We start from the raw sequence: 15,764 nt of genomic DNA, 5'->3' as shown, positions 1-15,764 counted from the left end.
CAGCAGTATAAGCAATGTAAGGGCATATTATATATTTATGAAAACTTTACAGAAAATTTGTAGAAGTGTGTCAAAAAATATTGACGATATGAAAGCACTTTAGATATGATAATGTCAGATAAGGTGAAGATTATCGCTCTAATAGAAGAAAAAAGGTATGTGGTTAGAGACTGATAGAGATTCACTTCATTATTTTGGGGTAATTGTATAAGGGGGATTTTTTGTGAAAAAGTCAAAAAAAATGCTAGCTGGAGCAACACTTGCTATTGGCGTTATAGCACCGCAAGTGTTGCCGACAACAGCTCATGCAGAGGAAAAAGCTGGGGAGAGTACAGTTAACTTACGAATTTTAGAAACATCAGATATTCACGTTAACTTAATGAATTACGATTATTATCAAACGAAAACAGATAATAAAGTAGGTCTCGTGCAAACTGCAACACTTGTTAATAAAGCACGTGAAGAAGCGAAGAACTCTGTCTTATTTGATGATGGGGATGCATTACAAGGGACACCGCTTGGAGATTATGTAGCGAATAAAATAAATGATCCGAAGAAGCCTGTGGATCCTAGTTATACACATCCATTATATCGTGTAATGAATTTAATGAAGTATGACGTCATCTCTCTTGGGAATCATGAATTTAACTACGGTTTAGACTATTTAAACAAAGTAATTAGTAAAACAGAGTTCCCGGTTATTAACTCGAACGTCTATAAGGATGATAAAGATAATAATGAAGAGAACGACCAAAACTACTTTAAACCATATCATGTTTTTGAAAAAGAAGTAGAAGATGAATCAGGTCAAAAACAAAAAGTGAAAATTGGCGTAATGGGATTTGTTCCACCTCAAGTTATGAACTGGGATAAAGCGAATTTAGAAGGAAAAGTGAAAGCAAAAGATATAGTTGAAACAGCGAAGAAAATGGTGCCAAAAATGAAAGCAGAAGGTGCAGATGTTATCGTTGCACTAGCGCATTCCGGTGTTGATAAGAGTGGATACAACGTTGGCATGGAAAACGCGTCGTATTATTTAACAGAAGTTCCTGGTGTAGATGCAGTATTAATGGGACATTCACATACTGAAATGAAGGATGTATTTAATGGTGTTCCAGTTGTAATGCCTGGTGTCTTTGGAAGTAACCTAGGTATTATTGATATGCAATTGAAAAAGGTAAACGGAGAATGGGAAATACAAAAAGAGCAATCGAAGCCGCAACTTCGTCCGATTGCTGATAGTAAAGGGAATCCATTAGTACAATCCGATCAAAGATTAGTTAATGAAATTAAAGATGATCATCAAGCGACAATTGATTATGTGAATACAGCTGTAGGAAAAACGACAGCGCCAATTAATAGTTATTTCTCATTAGTACAAGATGATCCTTCTGTACAACTTGTGACAAATGCACAAAAATGGTATGTAGAAAAGCTATTCGCTGAAAACGGACAATATAGTAAATATAAAGGAATTCCAGTATTATCTGCAGGAGCACCATTTAAAGCGGGTGGCCGAAACGGTGCTACATATTATACGGATATTCCAGCTGGAACGTTAGCAATTAAAAACGTGGCAGATTTATATGTATATCCAAATACGTTATATGCTGTAAAAGTAAATGGGGCACAAGTGAAAGAATGGCTTGAAATGTCTGCAGGTCAGTTTAATCAAATTGATTCAAAGAAAACAGAAGAACAGCCGTTAGTAAATATAGGCTATCCTACATATAACTTTGATATTTTAGATGGCTTAAAATACGAAATTGATGTAACACAACCGGCGAAATACGATAAAGATGGAAAAGTTGTAAATGCAAATACGAATCGTATTATAAATATGACGTATGAAGGGAAGCCAGTAGCTGATAATCAAGAGTTCATCGTCGCTACAAATAACTATCGTGGAAGTAGCCAAACGTTCCCAGGTGTAAGTAAAGGGGAAGTTGTATACCAATCACAAGATGAAACACGTCAAATCATTGTGAAATATATGCAAGAAACACCAATTATTGATCCAGCAGCAGATAAAAATTGGACGTTTAAACCGATTGTTGCAGATAAATTAAATACAACATTCGATTCTTCACCAAATGCACAAAAGTATATAAAAAAAGATGGAAAAATCTCATACGTTGGACCATCTGAAAATGAATTTGCTAAATATGCAATTGATATAACGAAGAAGAATGATGATAAGGAAACTGGTGGAGAGACTCCAACGACACCACCAACAGGTGATGGTAATAATGGAGGTAATGGAGAAAATCCAACGACACCACCAACAGAAGAAGGTAATAATGGTAATGAACCAAAACAAGATGGAAACAATGCTGGATCTGGACAAACTACAAAAGATGATCAAAATACAAAAGAAACAACAACAACTGTAAGTGAAAATAAAGAAGCTGAAAAAGATGAACGTGATTTACCGAAAACAGGTACAAGCGTCACTTCTACAATTGGAGCAGGACTTGCGTTTGTAGGAGCAGGTTTACTTATGTTATTTAGAAGAAAGAAAGCAAATAGATAGTAAAGTATTGTACAAAAAAAGGATTACCAATTATGGTAATCCTTTTTTATGTGTATATTATGAAACTGGTACTGCTTTTTCTTTTTTCCAAGAAAGACCGAATCCAGTAAATCCAACGATAATAGTTACGACTGGACAAGCTAAACAGAAGATTGCGTATGGAACATAATCGATTGTTGGAACGCTAAGGACGTTTGTTAAGAATACGCCACTTACACCCCATGGTACGAGCGGATTAATTACTGTACCAGCATCTTCTAGTACTCGTGATAAATTACGACGTTCTAAACCGACTTCATCGTATTTGTTAGCGAATGCTTGTCCTGTTAAAACGATTGATAGGTATTGCTCGCCGAGTAAGAAGTTTACACCAATTGCAGTGGAAGCGGTAGAAATAATTAAGCGTGTACTAGTTTTTACAAAGCTAGAGATGATATTCATCAGCTGTGCTATAATACCCATTCCTTGTAATAATCCTCCCATACAAAGAGCTAGGAAAATAAGAGCGATTGACATCATCATACTTTGTAAACCACCGCGAGATAATAAGCTATCAATATCTTTTATACCAGTTTTAGAAACGTAACCATCTTGCATAATTTTCATTAAATCAGCTAAAGAAGTGCTAGGTTTAAAAATAAAGAGAATAATAATTCCTACCACAATTCCTGCAAGCAATGTTGGAACTGCTGGAACTTTTTTAAATGCGAATAGGAACAGTAATAAAATTGGAATAAGTGTAACGATAGAAATCGTTGTGTTTTTTTCTAACGTGCTAATAAAGTTTGTGAAGTCAACGTCTCCACTAGTGCCGCTTCCTAAAATTAAAAATGCGATAAAAGCAATAATGAAAGCAGGAACTGTTGTCCAAAGCATGTTGCGAATATGCTCAAATAAATCTACACCCGTTACAGCAGGAGCTAAGTTTGTTGTATCAGATAAAGGAGACATTTTATCTCCAAAGAATGCACCAGAAATAATTGCACCAGCAATCAGAGCTGGATCGTATCCGAGAGCACTACCCATTCCCATAAAGGCAAGCCCTACTGTTGCTGCAGTTGTAAATGCACTACCGATACTCGTTCCAACAATTGCACAAACAACAAAAACAGTAGGAACGAAAATTTTAGGAGATACAAGTTGGAATCCGTATACCATTAAAGTTGGAATTGTTCCAGCTGCGATCCAAACACTAATTAATACGCCTACAAGTAAGAAAATAAAAATAGATGGAATACCAGCTGAAACACTACTTATCATTCCTTTTTCCATAGTAGACCAAGAGATTTTTTTCATAAATCCAAATGCTAATAAAAGAACGATACCAAATAAAATTGGGATGTGTGGTGAAACTTCTAATTTGATAACACTAAAGCCAATACAGAAAAAGATAAATAATGTTAAAAGAACAGATTCAATTTTTGAAACCATTGTTTTTCCCTCCTAAGTAATTTAAAATAGCTCTTTTTTATATAAAATTCGCCAATATTGTATATTTCCTTCTAAAATTTAGAATTTTGTGACAAATTACCGGTAATTGTCAACATCTCAATATGATACGGAAATGATTGGATAAAAAAACGCCCCTGCATATAATTATGCAGGGACGAAGAAATCGCGGTACCACCCTAGCTTGTGAAAGGAATGTATCACAAAATAAAGGGTCATATGATATGCGCTCATAAAATAAAAACGCCCCTGCAATATATGCAGGGACGAAAAATTCGCGGTACCACCCTAAATTGTGAAACAGTTTCATTTCACCACTCTTTAGACATAACGGTCTAAACCGTCTTTCACTACTCCTCACGTTTCGTAAAAGAAGCTCCAGGGGGTAATTCATAAATCGCTCTGTACTGGTTCGCACCGACCACCAGCTCTCTGAAATCAGAAAACGAAATACTACTAAATCCTATCAACGCCGATTCATATGATGTTAGTTAAATTTTTATCATATATTCATCATACATGTCAATAAAAACATTCGATATTTTTTTAGGGAAATAAAGGAGAAATGTTTTTCATACTGTAAAAATGTGCGTTATAATGAATTTGAAAGGGGAGGAAAGAGTGAAGAAAAAAATAATTCTTTTTACCACCTTACTAGTCGTTGGCGGAAGTGCTGGAATTTACACAGCTTTTGCAGCTGAATCAGAGCAGTCGAAACAAAAGCAAATACAGCAGTCAGAAGTGAAGAAAGTGAAAGAAACTGAAGAGAAGAAATCGATGGAAAAAGCAGCTACGAAACTAGGAGTTTCTACTGAGGGGAAAACAAAAGAAGAGGTTACAAAAGAAGTAGATAACGCTAGATTTGAGCAGCGCCATGATTTGTTAATTGAGCATGCTAAGCAACTTGGAATTGATACAGAAGGAAAAAAAGATGAAGAGATTATTTTAGAAATTGGAAAGATACAACATGGAAAGTAGAACAACTTATCGTATGATAAGTTGTTCTTTTTTGAGAACTGATTGATTTAAAAATAATTGACAGTCATTTGTTTTTAATGTTAACTATATTTATAAATAAGTTAACATTAGGGGTGACAATTGTGGCTGTTAATAGTAACACGAGTGAAAAATCGTCTTATACATATGAAGAATTATCGAAGAAGAATAAAGATTACGTATGGCACCCATTTACACAAATGAAAGATTATTTAGAAGAAGATCCTGTCATTATTGAACGTGGAGAGGGAAGAAAGCTATACGATGTAAATGGAAATGAATATTGGGACGGTGTTTCGTCTATTTGGTTAAATGTTCATGGGCATCAAGTACCGGAACTAGATGAGGCAATTCGTGAGCAATTAAATAAAATTGCTCATTCTACTATGCTAGGACTTGCTAACGTTCCATCTATTTTATTAGCAGAAAAAATAATTGAAGTTGTACCAGAAGGTTTGAAGAAAGTATTCTATTCAGACTCTGGTTCTAGCGCCGTTGAAATTGCAATTAAGATGGCCTTTCAATATTGGCAGCATAAAGGAAAACCGAAAAAACAAAGATTTGTTACATTAAAAGAAGCATATCACGGTGATACGATAGGTGCTGTTTCAGTAGGAGCAATAGACTTGTTTCACCAAGTGTATAGTTCACTATTATTTGAGGCAATTAAAATGCCGTATCCATATACATATCGTTCTCCTTATGGAGATAATAAGGAACAAATTGTAAAGAAACATTTAGAAGAAATGGAAGAAATGCTACAAGAAAAACATGAAGAAGTAGCAGCTATTATTGTGGAGCCATTAATGCAAGGTGCTGGTGGGATGATTACAATGCCAAAAGGATACTTAAAAGGGCTTCGCGATTTATGTACAAAATACAATGTATTATTTATTACAGACGAGGTAGCGACTGGATTTGGGCGTACCGGGAAAATGTTTGCATGTGAACACGAGGATGTGACGCCAGACATTTTAACAGCCGGAAAAGGTTTAACAGGTGGTTATTTACCGGTGGCAATTACGGTAACGACAGATGAAATTTATAATGCCTTTTTAGGAGGCTATGAAGAACAAAAAACGTTTTTCCATGGTCATAGTTATACAGGGAATCCGTTAGGGTGTGCCGTAGCAATTGCAAATTTAGAACTATATGAAAAAACTAATTTAATAGAAGATGTTGCGCATAAAGCAGAATATGTAGAGGCACAATTAGAAGCTCTTAATGAATATAAGCACGTAGGAGATATTCGTCAGTGTGGGCTAATGGTTGGTATTGAACTTGTGAAGAATAAGGAAATGAAAGAATCGTTTGAATGGACAGAAAGAGTCGGCGTTCAAGTATGTAAACGTTCAAGAGAGCTGGGCATGATATTGCGACCACTCGGTAATACGATTGTATTTATGCCTCCTCTTGCATCTACGGTGGCTGAGATTGATGAGATGTTACGCATTTTATATAAAGCAATCTCGGATGTTACGGAGGGAGAGTAATGAGTGGTTTCTTTATAGCAGCAACGGATACAGAAGTTGGCAAAACGGTAGTGACAGGAGCATTGGCAGGTATATTTCGAGAGCGTGGACATAATGTTGGTGTATATAAACCGTTGCAAAGTGGACATGTTGCATCAAATCCTGAGGGTGATGCAGCAAGATTAAAAGCATTATCGGGTGTACCGACAAAAGAAGACGAAATTTGTCCTTATTCCATTGAAGAACCACTTGCTCCGAGACTTGCTATGAAAAGAGCTGGAAGGACGGTAATGTTAAAAGAAATTACTGCTCACTATAATGAACTACTAAAAGAGTTTAATAGCCTATTGGTAGAAGGAGCTGGTGGGCTTGCCGTCCCATATACAGAAGACGCTTTAGTGATTGATTTTGCAAAAGAATTAGAGCTCCCTCTTATTGTAGTAGCGCGTCCGACACTAGGGACAGTTAATCATACTGTCTTAACAATTTCTTATGCAAAGGCACACGGTTTAACAGTAGCGGGTGTAATTTTGTCTGGTTGTAAAGAATGTGAAAAAGAAAGAGTGCAAGAAAACAAAGAAATGATTGAGGAGTTAAGTGGAGTACCTGTTTTAGGTTTATTACCATTCCTTGAAGGTGAGTTTACAAGGGGAGAATTATTGGAATCGGTAAAAGAACATATTATGATTTCAAAATTAGAGGAGCTCATCCAAAATGAATCAAATGTGGCGCACGCATCTTCAATCTAAAGTAGAACAATTAAAGGAGCAAGGGCAGTATCGTAATTTACATGTAACAGAGAAAGCGGAAGAGACCTGGCTTATTCGAAATGAGAAAAGGATGCTAAATTTAGCATCAAATAATTATTTAGGGTTAGCTGGAGATGAAAGGTTGAAAGAAGCTGCTATTGCCTGCACGAGAAAATATGGAACTGGAGCGACAGCATCTCGTCTCGTTGTAGGAAATTATCCACTGTATGAAGAGGTTGAGAGAAGTATATGTGATTGGAAAGGTACTGAAAGAGCATTAATCGTAAATAGCGGGTATATAGCAAATGTAGGTGCTATATCTGCTTTAGCCTGTCGTCACGATATGGTTTTTAGTGATAAATTAAATCACGCAAGTATTGTTGATGGAATTATATTAAGCGGAGCAGAGCATAAAAGATATCGTCATAATGATTTGGATCATTTAGAAAAGATGTTGCAAATAGCGTCACCAGAAAAGAGAAAATTAATCGTAACAGATACGATTTTTAGTATGGATGGAGATATTGCATATTTGAGAGGCTTAGTTCAGCTGAAAGAGAAATACGGGGCGATCATTATAGTTGATGAAGCACATGCAAGTGGAATATATGGAATCGGTGGAGCAGGATTATCTCATGTAGAAAAAGATATTGCTCAAAAAATTGATATACATATGGGGACGTTTAGTAAGGCTTTAGGGTGTTATGGTGCGTATTTAACGGGTGATTCCATTTATATAGAGTATTTACAAAATATGATGAGAAGCTTGATTTTTACTACAGCTTTACCACCAGGAACATTAGGGGCGATCCGAAAAGCAATTGAAATTGTGAAAGAAGATAACGAAAGAAGAGAGCGACTTATAGAGAATGGTGCATATTTCAGGACGCATTTACAAGAAGCTGGTTTTGATATTGGGAATAGCTCAACTCATATTGTACCGATTGTAGTTGGGTCAAATGAAAATACTTTACGGTTTAGTGAAAGGTTACAAGAGGTAGGTATCGCAGCCATTGCAATTCGTCCGCCGACTGTTCCAGTTGGTAGTTCTCGAGTCCGTTTTGCAGTTACGTCACAACATACAATAGCCGATTTAAAATGGGCTATTCAGCATATTATACGCATTGGCAAAGAAGAGGGGTTTTTAGTATGAAAGAGCTAAAGCTTATTTTTATTCCAGGATGGGGAATGGAAGAAGGTGTTTGGACTTTGGTTCTGCCGTATTTTAAAGGATATTCTGTTCAATGTATAGATTGGCGTAACGTGAAAGAACAAAGTGAATTTACGGGGCGAATAATAGATGTAGCGCAGGATGAAAATGTAATTTTAGTTGGATGGTCACTAGGAGCGTTAGCGGCAATACAAGCTTATAAAAAGATTAAGACCCAAGGTATGGTACTAATTGGTGGTACCGCTAAATTTACCAATACAAGTGACTATACAAGTGGATGGAATTCCTTGCATGTAGAACGTATGAAAAAGAATTTAACGAGAAAAAAAGAAGATACTTTGAAGCGTTTCTATGAAAATATGTTTACAAAAAGTGAGCTGAGGGAGAATACGAGTTTTGAAGAGATAGCGAAGAAGTTTAAAGGAGACTCGATTCAGTCTTTACAATTAGGCTTAGATTATTTAATAGAAACAGATATGAGAAATGAAGTAATAGATATGAAAGCCCCGCTGTTACTCCTTCATGGAGAGCAGGATGTAATATGTCCATTGTCTGCAGCCCATAGTATGGCGAATAATACGAATGCCAATCTAAAAGTAGTAAGCGGTGCTGGGCATGCATTATGTGTAACGAATTTTGAATATTGCGCAAATGAAATTATTCAATTTGTAGAGGGGGTACGACATGATCAACAAAACGTTACTGCAAAAACGGTTTAACGGGGCGGCTGTATCCTACGATCAATATGCAAATGTACAAAAAAAGATGGCGCATTCGTTACTTTCTACATTGAAGGAACGATATAGTGAAACATCATCGATACGTATTTTAGAACTTGGATGCGGGACAGGATATGTAACAGAGCAATTATCAAATTTATTTCCGAAAGCTCATATTACAGCTGTGGATTTTGCTGATGAGATGATTGCAGTCGCGAAAACTAGAAAAAGTTTGGGAAATGTGATGTTTCGATGTGAAGATATTGAACAATTAAAATTAGAAAATCCATATGATGTCATCATTTCAAATGCTACATTTCAATGGCTTAATGATTTAAAAGAGACAGTGAAAAATTTATTTAACTATTTGTCTGAAGAAGGAATATTATTATTTTCCACGTTTGGTAATACGACTTTTCAAGAATTGCATACGTCTTTTCAGCGTGCTAAGAAAGAAAAGGGGATACACAATTGTACTTCAATAGGACAACGATTCGTTTCGAAAGAACAGTTAGTGAATATATGCAAAAATCCATTAGGAAATGTACATGTTTCTGAAACGTGTTACATAGAAAGCTTTACAGAAGTTAGGGAGTTTCTACATTCTATTCGAAAAGTAGGGGCAACCAATAGTAATGAAGAGTCTTACTGTCAAAGCCCTTCACTCTTTCGTACGATGCTTCGTATATACGAAAGAGACTTCACGGGAAAAGAAGGGATAATGGCAACATATCATGCTTTATTTACGTATATAACAAAAGAGGGGAAGAGATGAAATGAAACAAGTACAAACAAAAAGGGATTGGAAAAAACTTGCATACGACGTAGTAGAAGAGAAAATGATTACGAAAGAAGATGCAATTGCAATATTAGAAGCTGATGATACAGAGGTTTTAGAAATTATGAATGCAGCTTACATCATTCGCCATCATCATTTTGGTAAGAAAGTAAAGTTGAACATGATTATAAATACGAAATCTGGATTATGTCCTGAAGATTGCGGGTATTGTTCACAGTCTATTATTTCAGAAGCACCGATTGATAAGTATGCATGGTTAACACAAGAGAAAATTGTTGAAGGAGCGCACGAAGCAATTCGTCGTAAAGCAGGTACATATTGTATTGTTGCATCTGGTCGTCGTCCGACGAATAAAGAAGTAAATCACGTTATTGGAGCAGTTAAGGAAATTCGTGAAACGACAGATTTAAAAATTTGCTGTTGTTTAGGATTTTTAAATGAAGATCAAGCAGGTCAGTTAGCAGAAGCTGGTGTGCATCGTTATAATCACAATTTAAATACGCATGCCAACAATTATGATAGCATTTGTTCAACGCATACGTATGACGATCGTGTTGATACAGTCCAAAAAGCGAAGCAAGCCGGTATTTCTCCATGCTCTGGAGCAATTTTCGGAATGGGAGAAACGATTGAACAGCGCGCTGAAATTGCATTTGAATTACAACGTTTAGATGCGGATTCTATTCCATGTAATTTCCTTGTTGCTGTAAAGGGTACTCCGCTTGAAGGACAAAAAGAATTAACACCTGTAGAATGTTTAAAAGTGTTGGCGATGATGCGTTTTGTAAATCCAACAAAAGAAATTCGTATTTCAGGTGGTCGAGAACTTAATTTACGTTCTGTACAGCCACTTGGTTTATTTGCAGCAAACTCTATCTTTGTCGGGGACTATTTAACAACAGCTGGACAAGAGCCGACTGCGGACTGGGGTATGATTGAAGATTTAGGATTTGAGATTGAAGAATGTGCGCTATAAGATAGATGAAAAGCAAACTCTTTAAAGGGGTTGCTTTTTTTTTGTAAATAAAATGTAATAAAAGTCCATTAACGCTTGATAGTAGTCACTTTTGGACGAGAAAAATAATTTTGTGGACGAATTTTCCAAGCCCTAATTGTACATAGTAAAAATGTAATTTATATCGGGTTGGAGGATTTTACATGTACAAATACATATTAACTATTATGACCTGTCTGATTTTAATAAAAGCGATAAGTGCTGATCCAGTTAAGGCGGCTGAAAATCCTGAACAAAAAGAAATGCAACAAAGAATTGAACAGCATTTTCGAACGAAAGCTGAACATTTTGGGCTTGAAACAGAAGGAAAAGATTTAAAAGAAGTGAGGAAGGAAATTTCTATTATAGAAGAAGCGGAAAAGAGAGAAAATGTGTGGAGAACAGCACAAGCTCTTCGTATAAAAACAGAAGGAAAAACGATGGATGAATTAATAGAAGATGTACGAAAAAAGGTGAGAAAATAAAAAAAGAGGCCGTAGCCTCTTTTTTAAGCCCATTGTTTTGATAAATGAGCCATTTCGATCGCAGCAACTGCCGATTCATATCCTTTATTACCAGCTTTTGTACCTGCACGTTCAATCGCTTGTTCAATTGTTTCTGTCGTTAATACACCGAAAATAACTGGAATGTCCGTTTGTAGTGATAAAGACGCAACACCTTTTGCTACTTCATTACAAACGTAATCGTAATGTGTTGTAGCACCGCGAATTACTGTACCTAATGTAATAACAGCATCATATTTTCCGCTATTGGCCATCTTTTTAGCGATTAAAGGAATTTCAAATGCACCAGGAACCCATGCAACATCAATATCATTCTCTTCTACACCGTGACGCTTTAATCCATCTAAAGCTCCGCCAAGTAACTTACTTGTAATAAACTCATTAAAACGTCCAACAACAACCCCAACTTTTAATCCTGTACCAACTAAATGACCTTCGAATACCATAATGTATCTCTCCCTTAATTATAAGTTTAGTAAATGTCCTAATTTGCTTGCTTTCGTTTGTAAATACGTTTTATTTTCTTCTTTTGTTGGCATTTGTAACGGTACACGCTCGGTTACTTCTAAATCGTAACCTTGTAAGCCAGCAATTTTTCGTGGATTATTCGTTAATAATCGTAAACTTTGTAAGCCTAAATCTTTTAAAATTTGAGCGCCAATACCGTAATCACGAAGATCAGCTGAGAACCCAAGTTTTTCATTTGCTTCTACAGTATCTAACCCTTCTTCTTGTAACTTATAAGCGCGAAGCTTATTCAGAAGGCCAATGCCTCGTCCTTCTTGTCTCATATAGAGAAGAACACCTTTTCCTTCACGCTCAATTTGAGCAAGTGCAGCATGTAGCTGTGGTCCGCAATCACAGCGGCACGAACCAAATACATCTCCTGTTAAGCATTCTGAATGAACGCGTACAAGTACAGGTTCGCCTGTTGAAATATCACCTTTTACGAGCGCGATATGTTCTTTCATATCTAATGAGTTAGAATAGCCAATTGCATGGAAAGTACCGAAATCTGTAGGTAATGTAATTTCCACTTCTCTCGTCACAAGTGTTTCGTGATGGCGGCGATAAGCAATTAAATCTTCTATTGTAATCATTTTTATATCAAATTGTTTTGCGCACTCTAGTAAATCAGGTACACGTGCCATCGTACCGTCCTCATTTATAATTTCGCAAATGACTCCAGCTGGTTCTGCTCCGCAAAGTTTGGCTAAATCGACAGCGGCTTCTGTATGACCAGCACGGCGCAGTACACCGCCTTCTTTCGCAATTAATGGAAAGATATGTCCAGGGCGATTGAAATCAGCGCCTTTTGATGCAGGGTTTAACAATTCTTGTATCGTAGTTGCACGTTCATGAGCACTAATCCCTGTTGTTGTAGAAACATGATCAATGCTCACTGTAAACGCAGTGTGATGTGAATCTGTATTATGAGATACCATTGGTTCTAACTGTAGACGTTCTGCGTACTCCTCCGTAATGGGTACACAAACGAGACCACGACCGTGTGTAATCATAAAATTAATCGTTTCTGATGTAATGTACTCTGCTAAAGCAATAAAATCGCCTTCATTTTCTCGGTTTTCATCATCACATACGATAACAACTTTTCCTTGTTTTAAATCTTCTAGAGCTTCTTCAATACGATGAAACATTGTGCTTCCTCCTTATAGAAATCCGTTTTCTTGTAAAAAGCTTTCGGTCATTGAACCAGTTCTTTTTGCGGGCTTTGAGATAAAGCGTTCAATATATTTTCCAATCATGTCACACTCAATGTTTACGATGTCCCCGGCTTTTTTTTCTCCGATTATAGACTCGCTTACTGTGTGGGGGATGAGTGAAATTGTAATTGAAGATTCGTCTATATCAAATATTGTTAAGCTAGTGCCATCAACAGCAACGGATCCTTTATGCAAACAATAGCGTAGTAATTCATCAGAAATTGCTATTTTGTAATAGATGGCATTGTAATGTTGTTTTTTAGTTAAAATCGTACCGATGCCATCGATATGTCCGGTGACGAAATGTCCACCGAATCGTCCGTTTGCAGCCATCGCCCGTTCTAAATTCACTTTGGCACTTGGCTTTAGCATACGAAGTGATGTTGCTTTCATTGTTTCAGGCATTGCGTCGACAGTGAATGAAGTAGTCGTAAAAGTAGTTACTGTTAAGCAAATGCCGTTAACTGCGATACTATCACCTAATTTGACATCCGATAAAATTTGCTTTGCGCTAATAGTTAGCTTCATTGCTTCACCACTTTGAGTCACGCTTGATATCGTTCCTAACTCTTCTACGATTCCTGTAAACATTCCGTCACCTCGCTTTTTAAGGTTGCAACAATTTTTATATCATTACCGATTTGTTTCATCTCTTGAATTGTTAAGGAAAGTGCATCTTGTAACTTCGAAAAACCAGCTCCGCCAAATAAGGTGGGTGCATCTTTTCCACCAATTAATTTCGAGCTTATATAGGTCACGATTTCATTAAAACTATTTGTTTTTAAGAAGTTTGCATGCACCGTTTGACCACCTTCAACGAACAGAGAAAGAATTTGTTTCTCACCGAGTAGGGATAGGACATCTTGTATTTCAATTTGCTGTGTTTTCATTTGGAATACAGCTATATTGTTAGATTCATAAGACGCTATTTTCTCTTTGTTTACATCCTTACCGACAATAATCCATGTCGGAGTTAAGCCATCTGTTATGACATGAGAAGATGGCGGCGTTCGTAAGTGGGTATCTAAAATAACGCGTATAGGATGCTTACCTCCGTTTGGAATTCGTGTTGTTAAGTGTGGATTATCAGTTAGAACTGTATTCACACCGACTAGAATAGCATCATGTATATGACGATATTGGTGAACGTCAGCGCGTGCTTCTTCGCCTGTAATCCACTTACTTTCACCGGTTACAGTTGCTGTTTTTCCATCTAAGCTCATTGCTGTTTTTATTGTTACAAAGGGACGTTTCGTTTTCATATAGTGAAAAAAGTATCGATTTAATAAAGTGGCTTCCGCCTCAAGAACACCAGTAGTCACCTTAATTCCAGCTTCTTCTAATATTCTTTTTCCATTGCCGGAAACGAGTGGATTGCAATCAAGAGTAGCAATTACAACACGCTGAACTCCTTTTTCAATGAGTAATTCACAGCAAGGGGGTGTTTTTCCAAAATGGCTACACGGTTCAAGTGTTACATAAACGGTAGCGTCTTTTGCTCTTTCACCAGCCATGTGAAGAGCATGAACTTCAGCATGTTCTTCACCAGCACGCATGTGGGCACCCATTCCAACAATTTTTCCATCTTTAACAACAACGGCACCAACCATAGGATTTGGGCTTGTTTGTCCCGATGTTCCTTGTGCTAACTGCAAGGCAATCCTCATATATTCTTGATCTGTCATTCTTTTCACCTCTCCTGAAAAAATCAAAAAACCCCAAGGATTTTATATCCTTGGGGTTTGGGAGACGTGATTTCTAGAAATATAGTTCGAATACGAAAGTATAGGAAAGAAACCTAACGATGACTGATATTTTGGCATAAGGAAAAAACCTAGCAAAATATCAAATTCTTTCAACGCTAGTCGTATCTTTTTATTTCAGTATAGAAACATAAGTATACAAAATAAAACATATATAAAGATTCAAAATGAAACTTTAAAAATATGCATACTGAAATAAAAGTGTATTCGCTATATAAAATTACTAGAAAACATATCCTTCTCCCATCCAGACTATACTGTCGGCCCTAGAGTTTCACTAGATCCACCGTTTTCGCGTTGAAAACGGGTCACGGACTTAGAAGCTATCGCTTCATCACCGCCGGTTGGGAATTTCACCCGACCCCGAAGGATGTTGTTTGCTCACATTATAGCACAAAAAAGAAAAAAGCATAGTAAAAAATGTTCGAATGTGAAGAATTGTTTGAAAATATATGCCGATTTGAATGGGGACGAAAGTAATAGAAATGTTGAAAGGGGAAGGGCTGTATAGGCTTTGATCAAAAGAAAAAACATACACAAATAAATGTGCATGCTCTTTAAATATTTATTCTGCCTCTGGTGCTCTAACAACAGACTCGAATTTGCCTTTATGCGAAGCATCGCAATAAGGCATGTTTTTTGATAAACCACAACGACATAAAGAAAATGCTGGTTTTGCTGGGAATACATTCCCTTGTGAGTCAACTAATTCCACGTCCCCTGTAACGCGAAAAGAGCCATTATCATTCACTTTAATTTGTACTTTTGCCAACGTTATCCCTCCTTTCCAAACGCTTACTCTCATCATATAATTAGGGAGAGTACTTGACAATATAAAGTGAAACTTTAATCAGTGGGGGCATCCCCACTG

The 15,764-nt window shown here is 36.7% G+C and carries 15 protein-coding genes, 1 riboswitch and 1 other annotated feature; of the genes, 9 read left to right on the top strand and 6 right to left on the bottom strand.

Going from position 1 to position 15,764, the window contains the following annotated elements; translation table 11 throughout:
* Positions 1-223 precede the first annotated feature (223 nt).
* Complete coding sequence (gene cpdB / locus SB773_RS05050; protein WP_410588873.1) at positions 224-2,533, top strand: bifunctional 2',3'-cyclic-nucleotide 2'-phosphodiesterase/3'-nucleotidase; 2,310 nt, start codon at positions 224-226, stop codon at positions 2,531-2,533.
* A 57-nt stretch (positions 2,534-2,590) separates the two neighbouring features.
* On the opposite strand, the gene nhaC is transcribed toward cpdB, so the two are convergent.
* Positions 2,591-3,964 (bottom strand): Na+/H+ antiporter NhaC, encoded by a 1,374-nt coding sequence (gene nhaC, locus SB773_RS05045; RefSeq protein ID WP_105589660.1) that lies wholly within the window; start codon positions 3,962-3,964, stop codon positions 2,591-2,593.
* Between the two features lie 277 nt (positions 3,965-4,241).
* Positions 4,242-4,461: a binding site (T-box leader), on the bottom strand.
* Positions 4,462-4,603: 142 nt separating this feature from the next.
* Here nhaC and SB773_RS05040 point away from each other — a divergent pair.
* The 8 genes from SB773_RS05040 (at position 4,604) to SB773_RS05005 (ending at position 11,367) form a co-directional block, all read left to right on the top strand.
* Entirely contained in the window at positions 4,604-4,960 is a 357-nt protein-coding gene (locus SB773_RS05040) for a hypothetical protein (protein ID WP_002192577.1), read from the top strand.
* A 77-nt stretch (positions 4,961-5,037) separates the two neighbouring features.
* Positions 5,038-6,471, top strand: a complete 1,434-nt coding sequence (bioA, locus tag SB773_RS05035) for an adenosylmethionine--8-amino-7-oxononanoate transaminase (protein WP_105589701.1) — start codon at positions 5,038-5,040, stop codon at positions 6,469-6,471.
* Positions 6,471-7,199, top strand: coding sequence for a dethiobiotin synthase (bioD, locus tag SB773_RS05030; RefSeq protein WP_002192579.1), 729 nt, complete (start codon positions 6,471-6,473; stop codon positions 7,197-7,199). The genes bioA and bioD overlap by 1 nt, the downstream gene beginning before the upstream one ends.
* A complete protein-coding gene (gene bioF, locus SB773_RS05025; protein WP_002088498.1) occupies positions 7,165-8,352 on the top strand; it encodes an 8-amino-7-oxononanoate synthase in 1,188 nt (395 codons plus the stop codon). The genes bioD and bioF overlap by 35 nt, the downstream gene beginning before the upstream one ends.
* A complete protein-coding gene (locus tag SB773_RS05020) occupies positions 8,349-9,089 on the top strand; it encodes an alpha/beta fold hydrolase (protein WP_105589658.1) in 741 nt (246 codons plus the stop codon). The genes bioF and SB773_RS05020 overlap by 4 nt, the downstream gene beginning before the upstream one ends.
* Complete coding sequence (bioC, locus tag SB773_RS05015; protein ID WP_012261666.1) at positions 9,055-9,864, top strand: malonyl-ACP O-methyltransferase BioC; 810 nt, start codon at positions 9,055-9,057, stop codon at positions 9,862-9,864. The genes SB773_RS05020 and bioC overlap by 35 nt, the downstream gene beginning before the upstream one ends.
* Position 9,865: 1 nt before the next feature.
* Positions 9,866-10,864, top strand: a complete 999-nt coding sequence (gene bioB / locus SB773_RS05010; RefSeq protein WP_002014986.1) for a biotin synthase — start codon at positions 9,866-9,868, stop codon at positions 10,862-10,864.
* A gap of 182 nt (positions 10,865-11,046) precedes the next feature.
* Positions 11,047-11,367, top strand: a complete 321-nt coding sequence (locus SB773_RS05005) for a hypothetical protein (protein ID WP_002088493.1) — start codon at positions 11,047-11,049, stop codon at positions 11,365-11,367.
* Positions 11,368-11,390: 23 nt separating this feature from the next.
* Here the strand turns inward: SB773_RS05005 and ribH are convergent, their stop codons facing one another.
* The 5 genes from ribH to SB773_RS04980 form a co-directional block, all read right to left on the bottom strand.
* Complete coding sequence (gene ribH / locus SB773_RS05000) at positions 11,391-11,852, bottom strand: 6,7-dimethyl-8-ribityllumazine synthase (protein WP_000230892.1); 462 nt, start codon at positions 11,850-11,852, stop codon at positions 11,391-11,393.
* Between the two features lie 18 nt (positions 11,853-11,870).
* Entirely contained in the window at positions 11,871-13,064 is a 1,194-nt protein-coding gene (gene ribBA, locus SB773_RS04995) for a bifunctional 3,4-dihydroxy-2-butanone 4-phosphate synthase/GTP cyclohydrolase II (protein ID WP_410588867.1), read from the bottom strand.
* Between the two features lie 12 nt (positions 13,065-13,076).
* A complete protein-coding gene (gene ribE / locus SB773_RS04990) occupies positions 13,077-13,721 on the bottom strand; it encodes a riboflavin synthase (RefSeq protein WP_410588865.1) in 645 nt (214 codons plus the stop codon).
* The gene (ribD, locus tag SB773_RS04985; RefSeq protein ID WP_002138225.1) at positions 13,703-14,815 is read right to left on the bottom strand and encodes a bifunctional diaminohydroxyphosphoribosylaminopyrimidine deaminase/5-amino-6-(5-phosphoribosylamino)uracil reductase RibD; all 1,113 of its coding nucleotides are present in this window, start codon (positions 14,813-14,815) and stop codon (positions 13,703-13,705) included. Before ribD ends, ribE begins: the two co-directional genes overlap by 19 nt.
* A gap of 309 nt (positions 14,816-15,124) precedes the next feature.
* A riboswitch (FMN riboswitch) is annotated at positions 15,125-15,268 on the bottom strand.
* Positions 15,269-15,458: 190 nt separating this feature from the next.
* Positions 15,459-15,665: a CDGSH iron-sulfur domain-containing protein gene (locus SB773_RS04980; RefSeq protein ID WP_001151582.1), complete on the bottom strand. Its 207-nt coding sequence runs from the start codon at positions 15,663-15,665 to the stop codon at positions 15,459-15,461.
* Positions 15,666-15,764: the final 99 nt, after the last annotated feature.

The organism is Bacillus sp. SIMBA_074, assembly GCF_046534555.1.
GTDB classification, from domain to species: Bacteria; Bacillota; Bacilli; order Bacillales; family Bacillaceae_G; genus Bacillus_A; species Bacillus_A mycoides.
This window is presented reverse-complemented; position numbering and strand designations above follow the sequence as displayed.

Coding starts and splice junctions, on each gene's coding strand:
- nhaC (WP_105589660.1), bottom strand. CDS start 3,964: ATGGTTTCAAAAATTGAATCTGTTCTTTTAACATTATTTATCTTTTTC.
- bioA (WP_105589701.1), top strand. CDS start 5,038: ATGTTAACTATATTTATAAATAAGTTAACATTAGGGGTGACAATTGTG.
- bioD (WP_002192579.1), top strand. CDS start 6,471: ATGAGTGGTTTCTTTATAGCAGCAACGGATACAGAAGTTGGCAAAACG.
- bioF (WP_002088498.1), top strand. CDS start 7,165: ATGAATCAAATGTGGCGCACGCATCTTCAATCTAAAGTAGAACAATTA.
- SB773_RS05020 (WP_105589658.1), top strand. CDS start 8,349: ATGAAAGAGCTAAAGCTTATTTTTATTCCAGGATGGGGAATGGAAGAA.
- bioC (WP_012261666.1), top strand. CDS start 9,055: ATGATCAACAAAACGTTACTGCAAAAACGGTTTAACGGGGCGGCTGTA.
- bioB (WP_002014986.1), top strand. CDS start 9,866: ATGAAACAAGTACAAACAAAAAGGGATTGGAAAAAACTTGCATACGAC.
- SB773_RS05005 (WP_002088493.1), top strand. CDS start 11,047: ATGTACAAATACATATTAACTATTATGACCTGTCTGATTTTAATAAAA.
- ribH (WP_000230892.1), bottom strand. CDS start 11,852: ATGGTATTCGAAGGTCATTTAGTTGGTACAGGATTAAAAGTTGGGGTT.
- ribBA (WP_410588867.1), bottom strand. CDS start 13,064: ATGTTTCATCGTATTGAAGAAGCTCTAGAAGATTTAAAACAAGGAAAA.
- ribE (WP_410588865.1), bottom strand. CDS start 13,721: ATGTTTACAGGAATCGTAGAAGAGTTAGGAACGATATCAAGCGTGACT.
- ribD (WP_002138225.1), bottom strand. CDS start 14,815: ATGACAGATCAAGAATATATGAGGATTGCCTTGCAGTTAGCACAAGGA.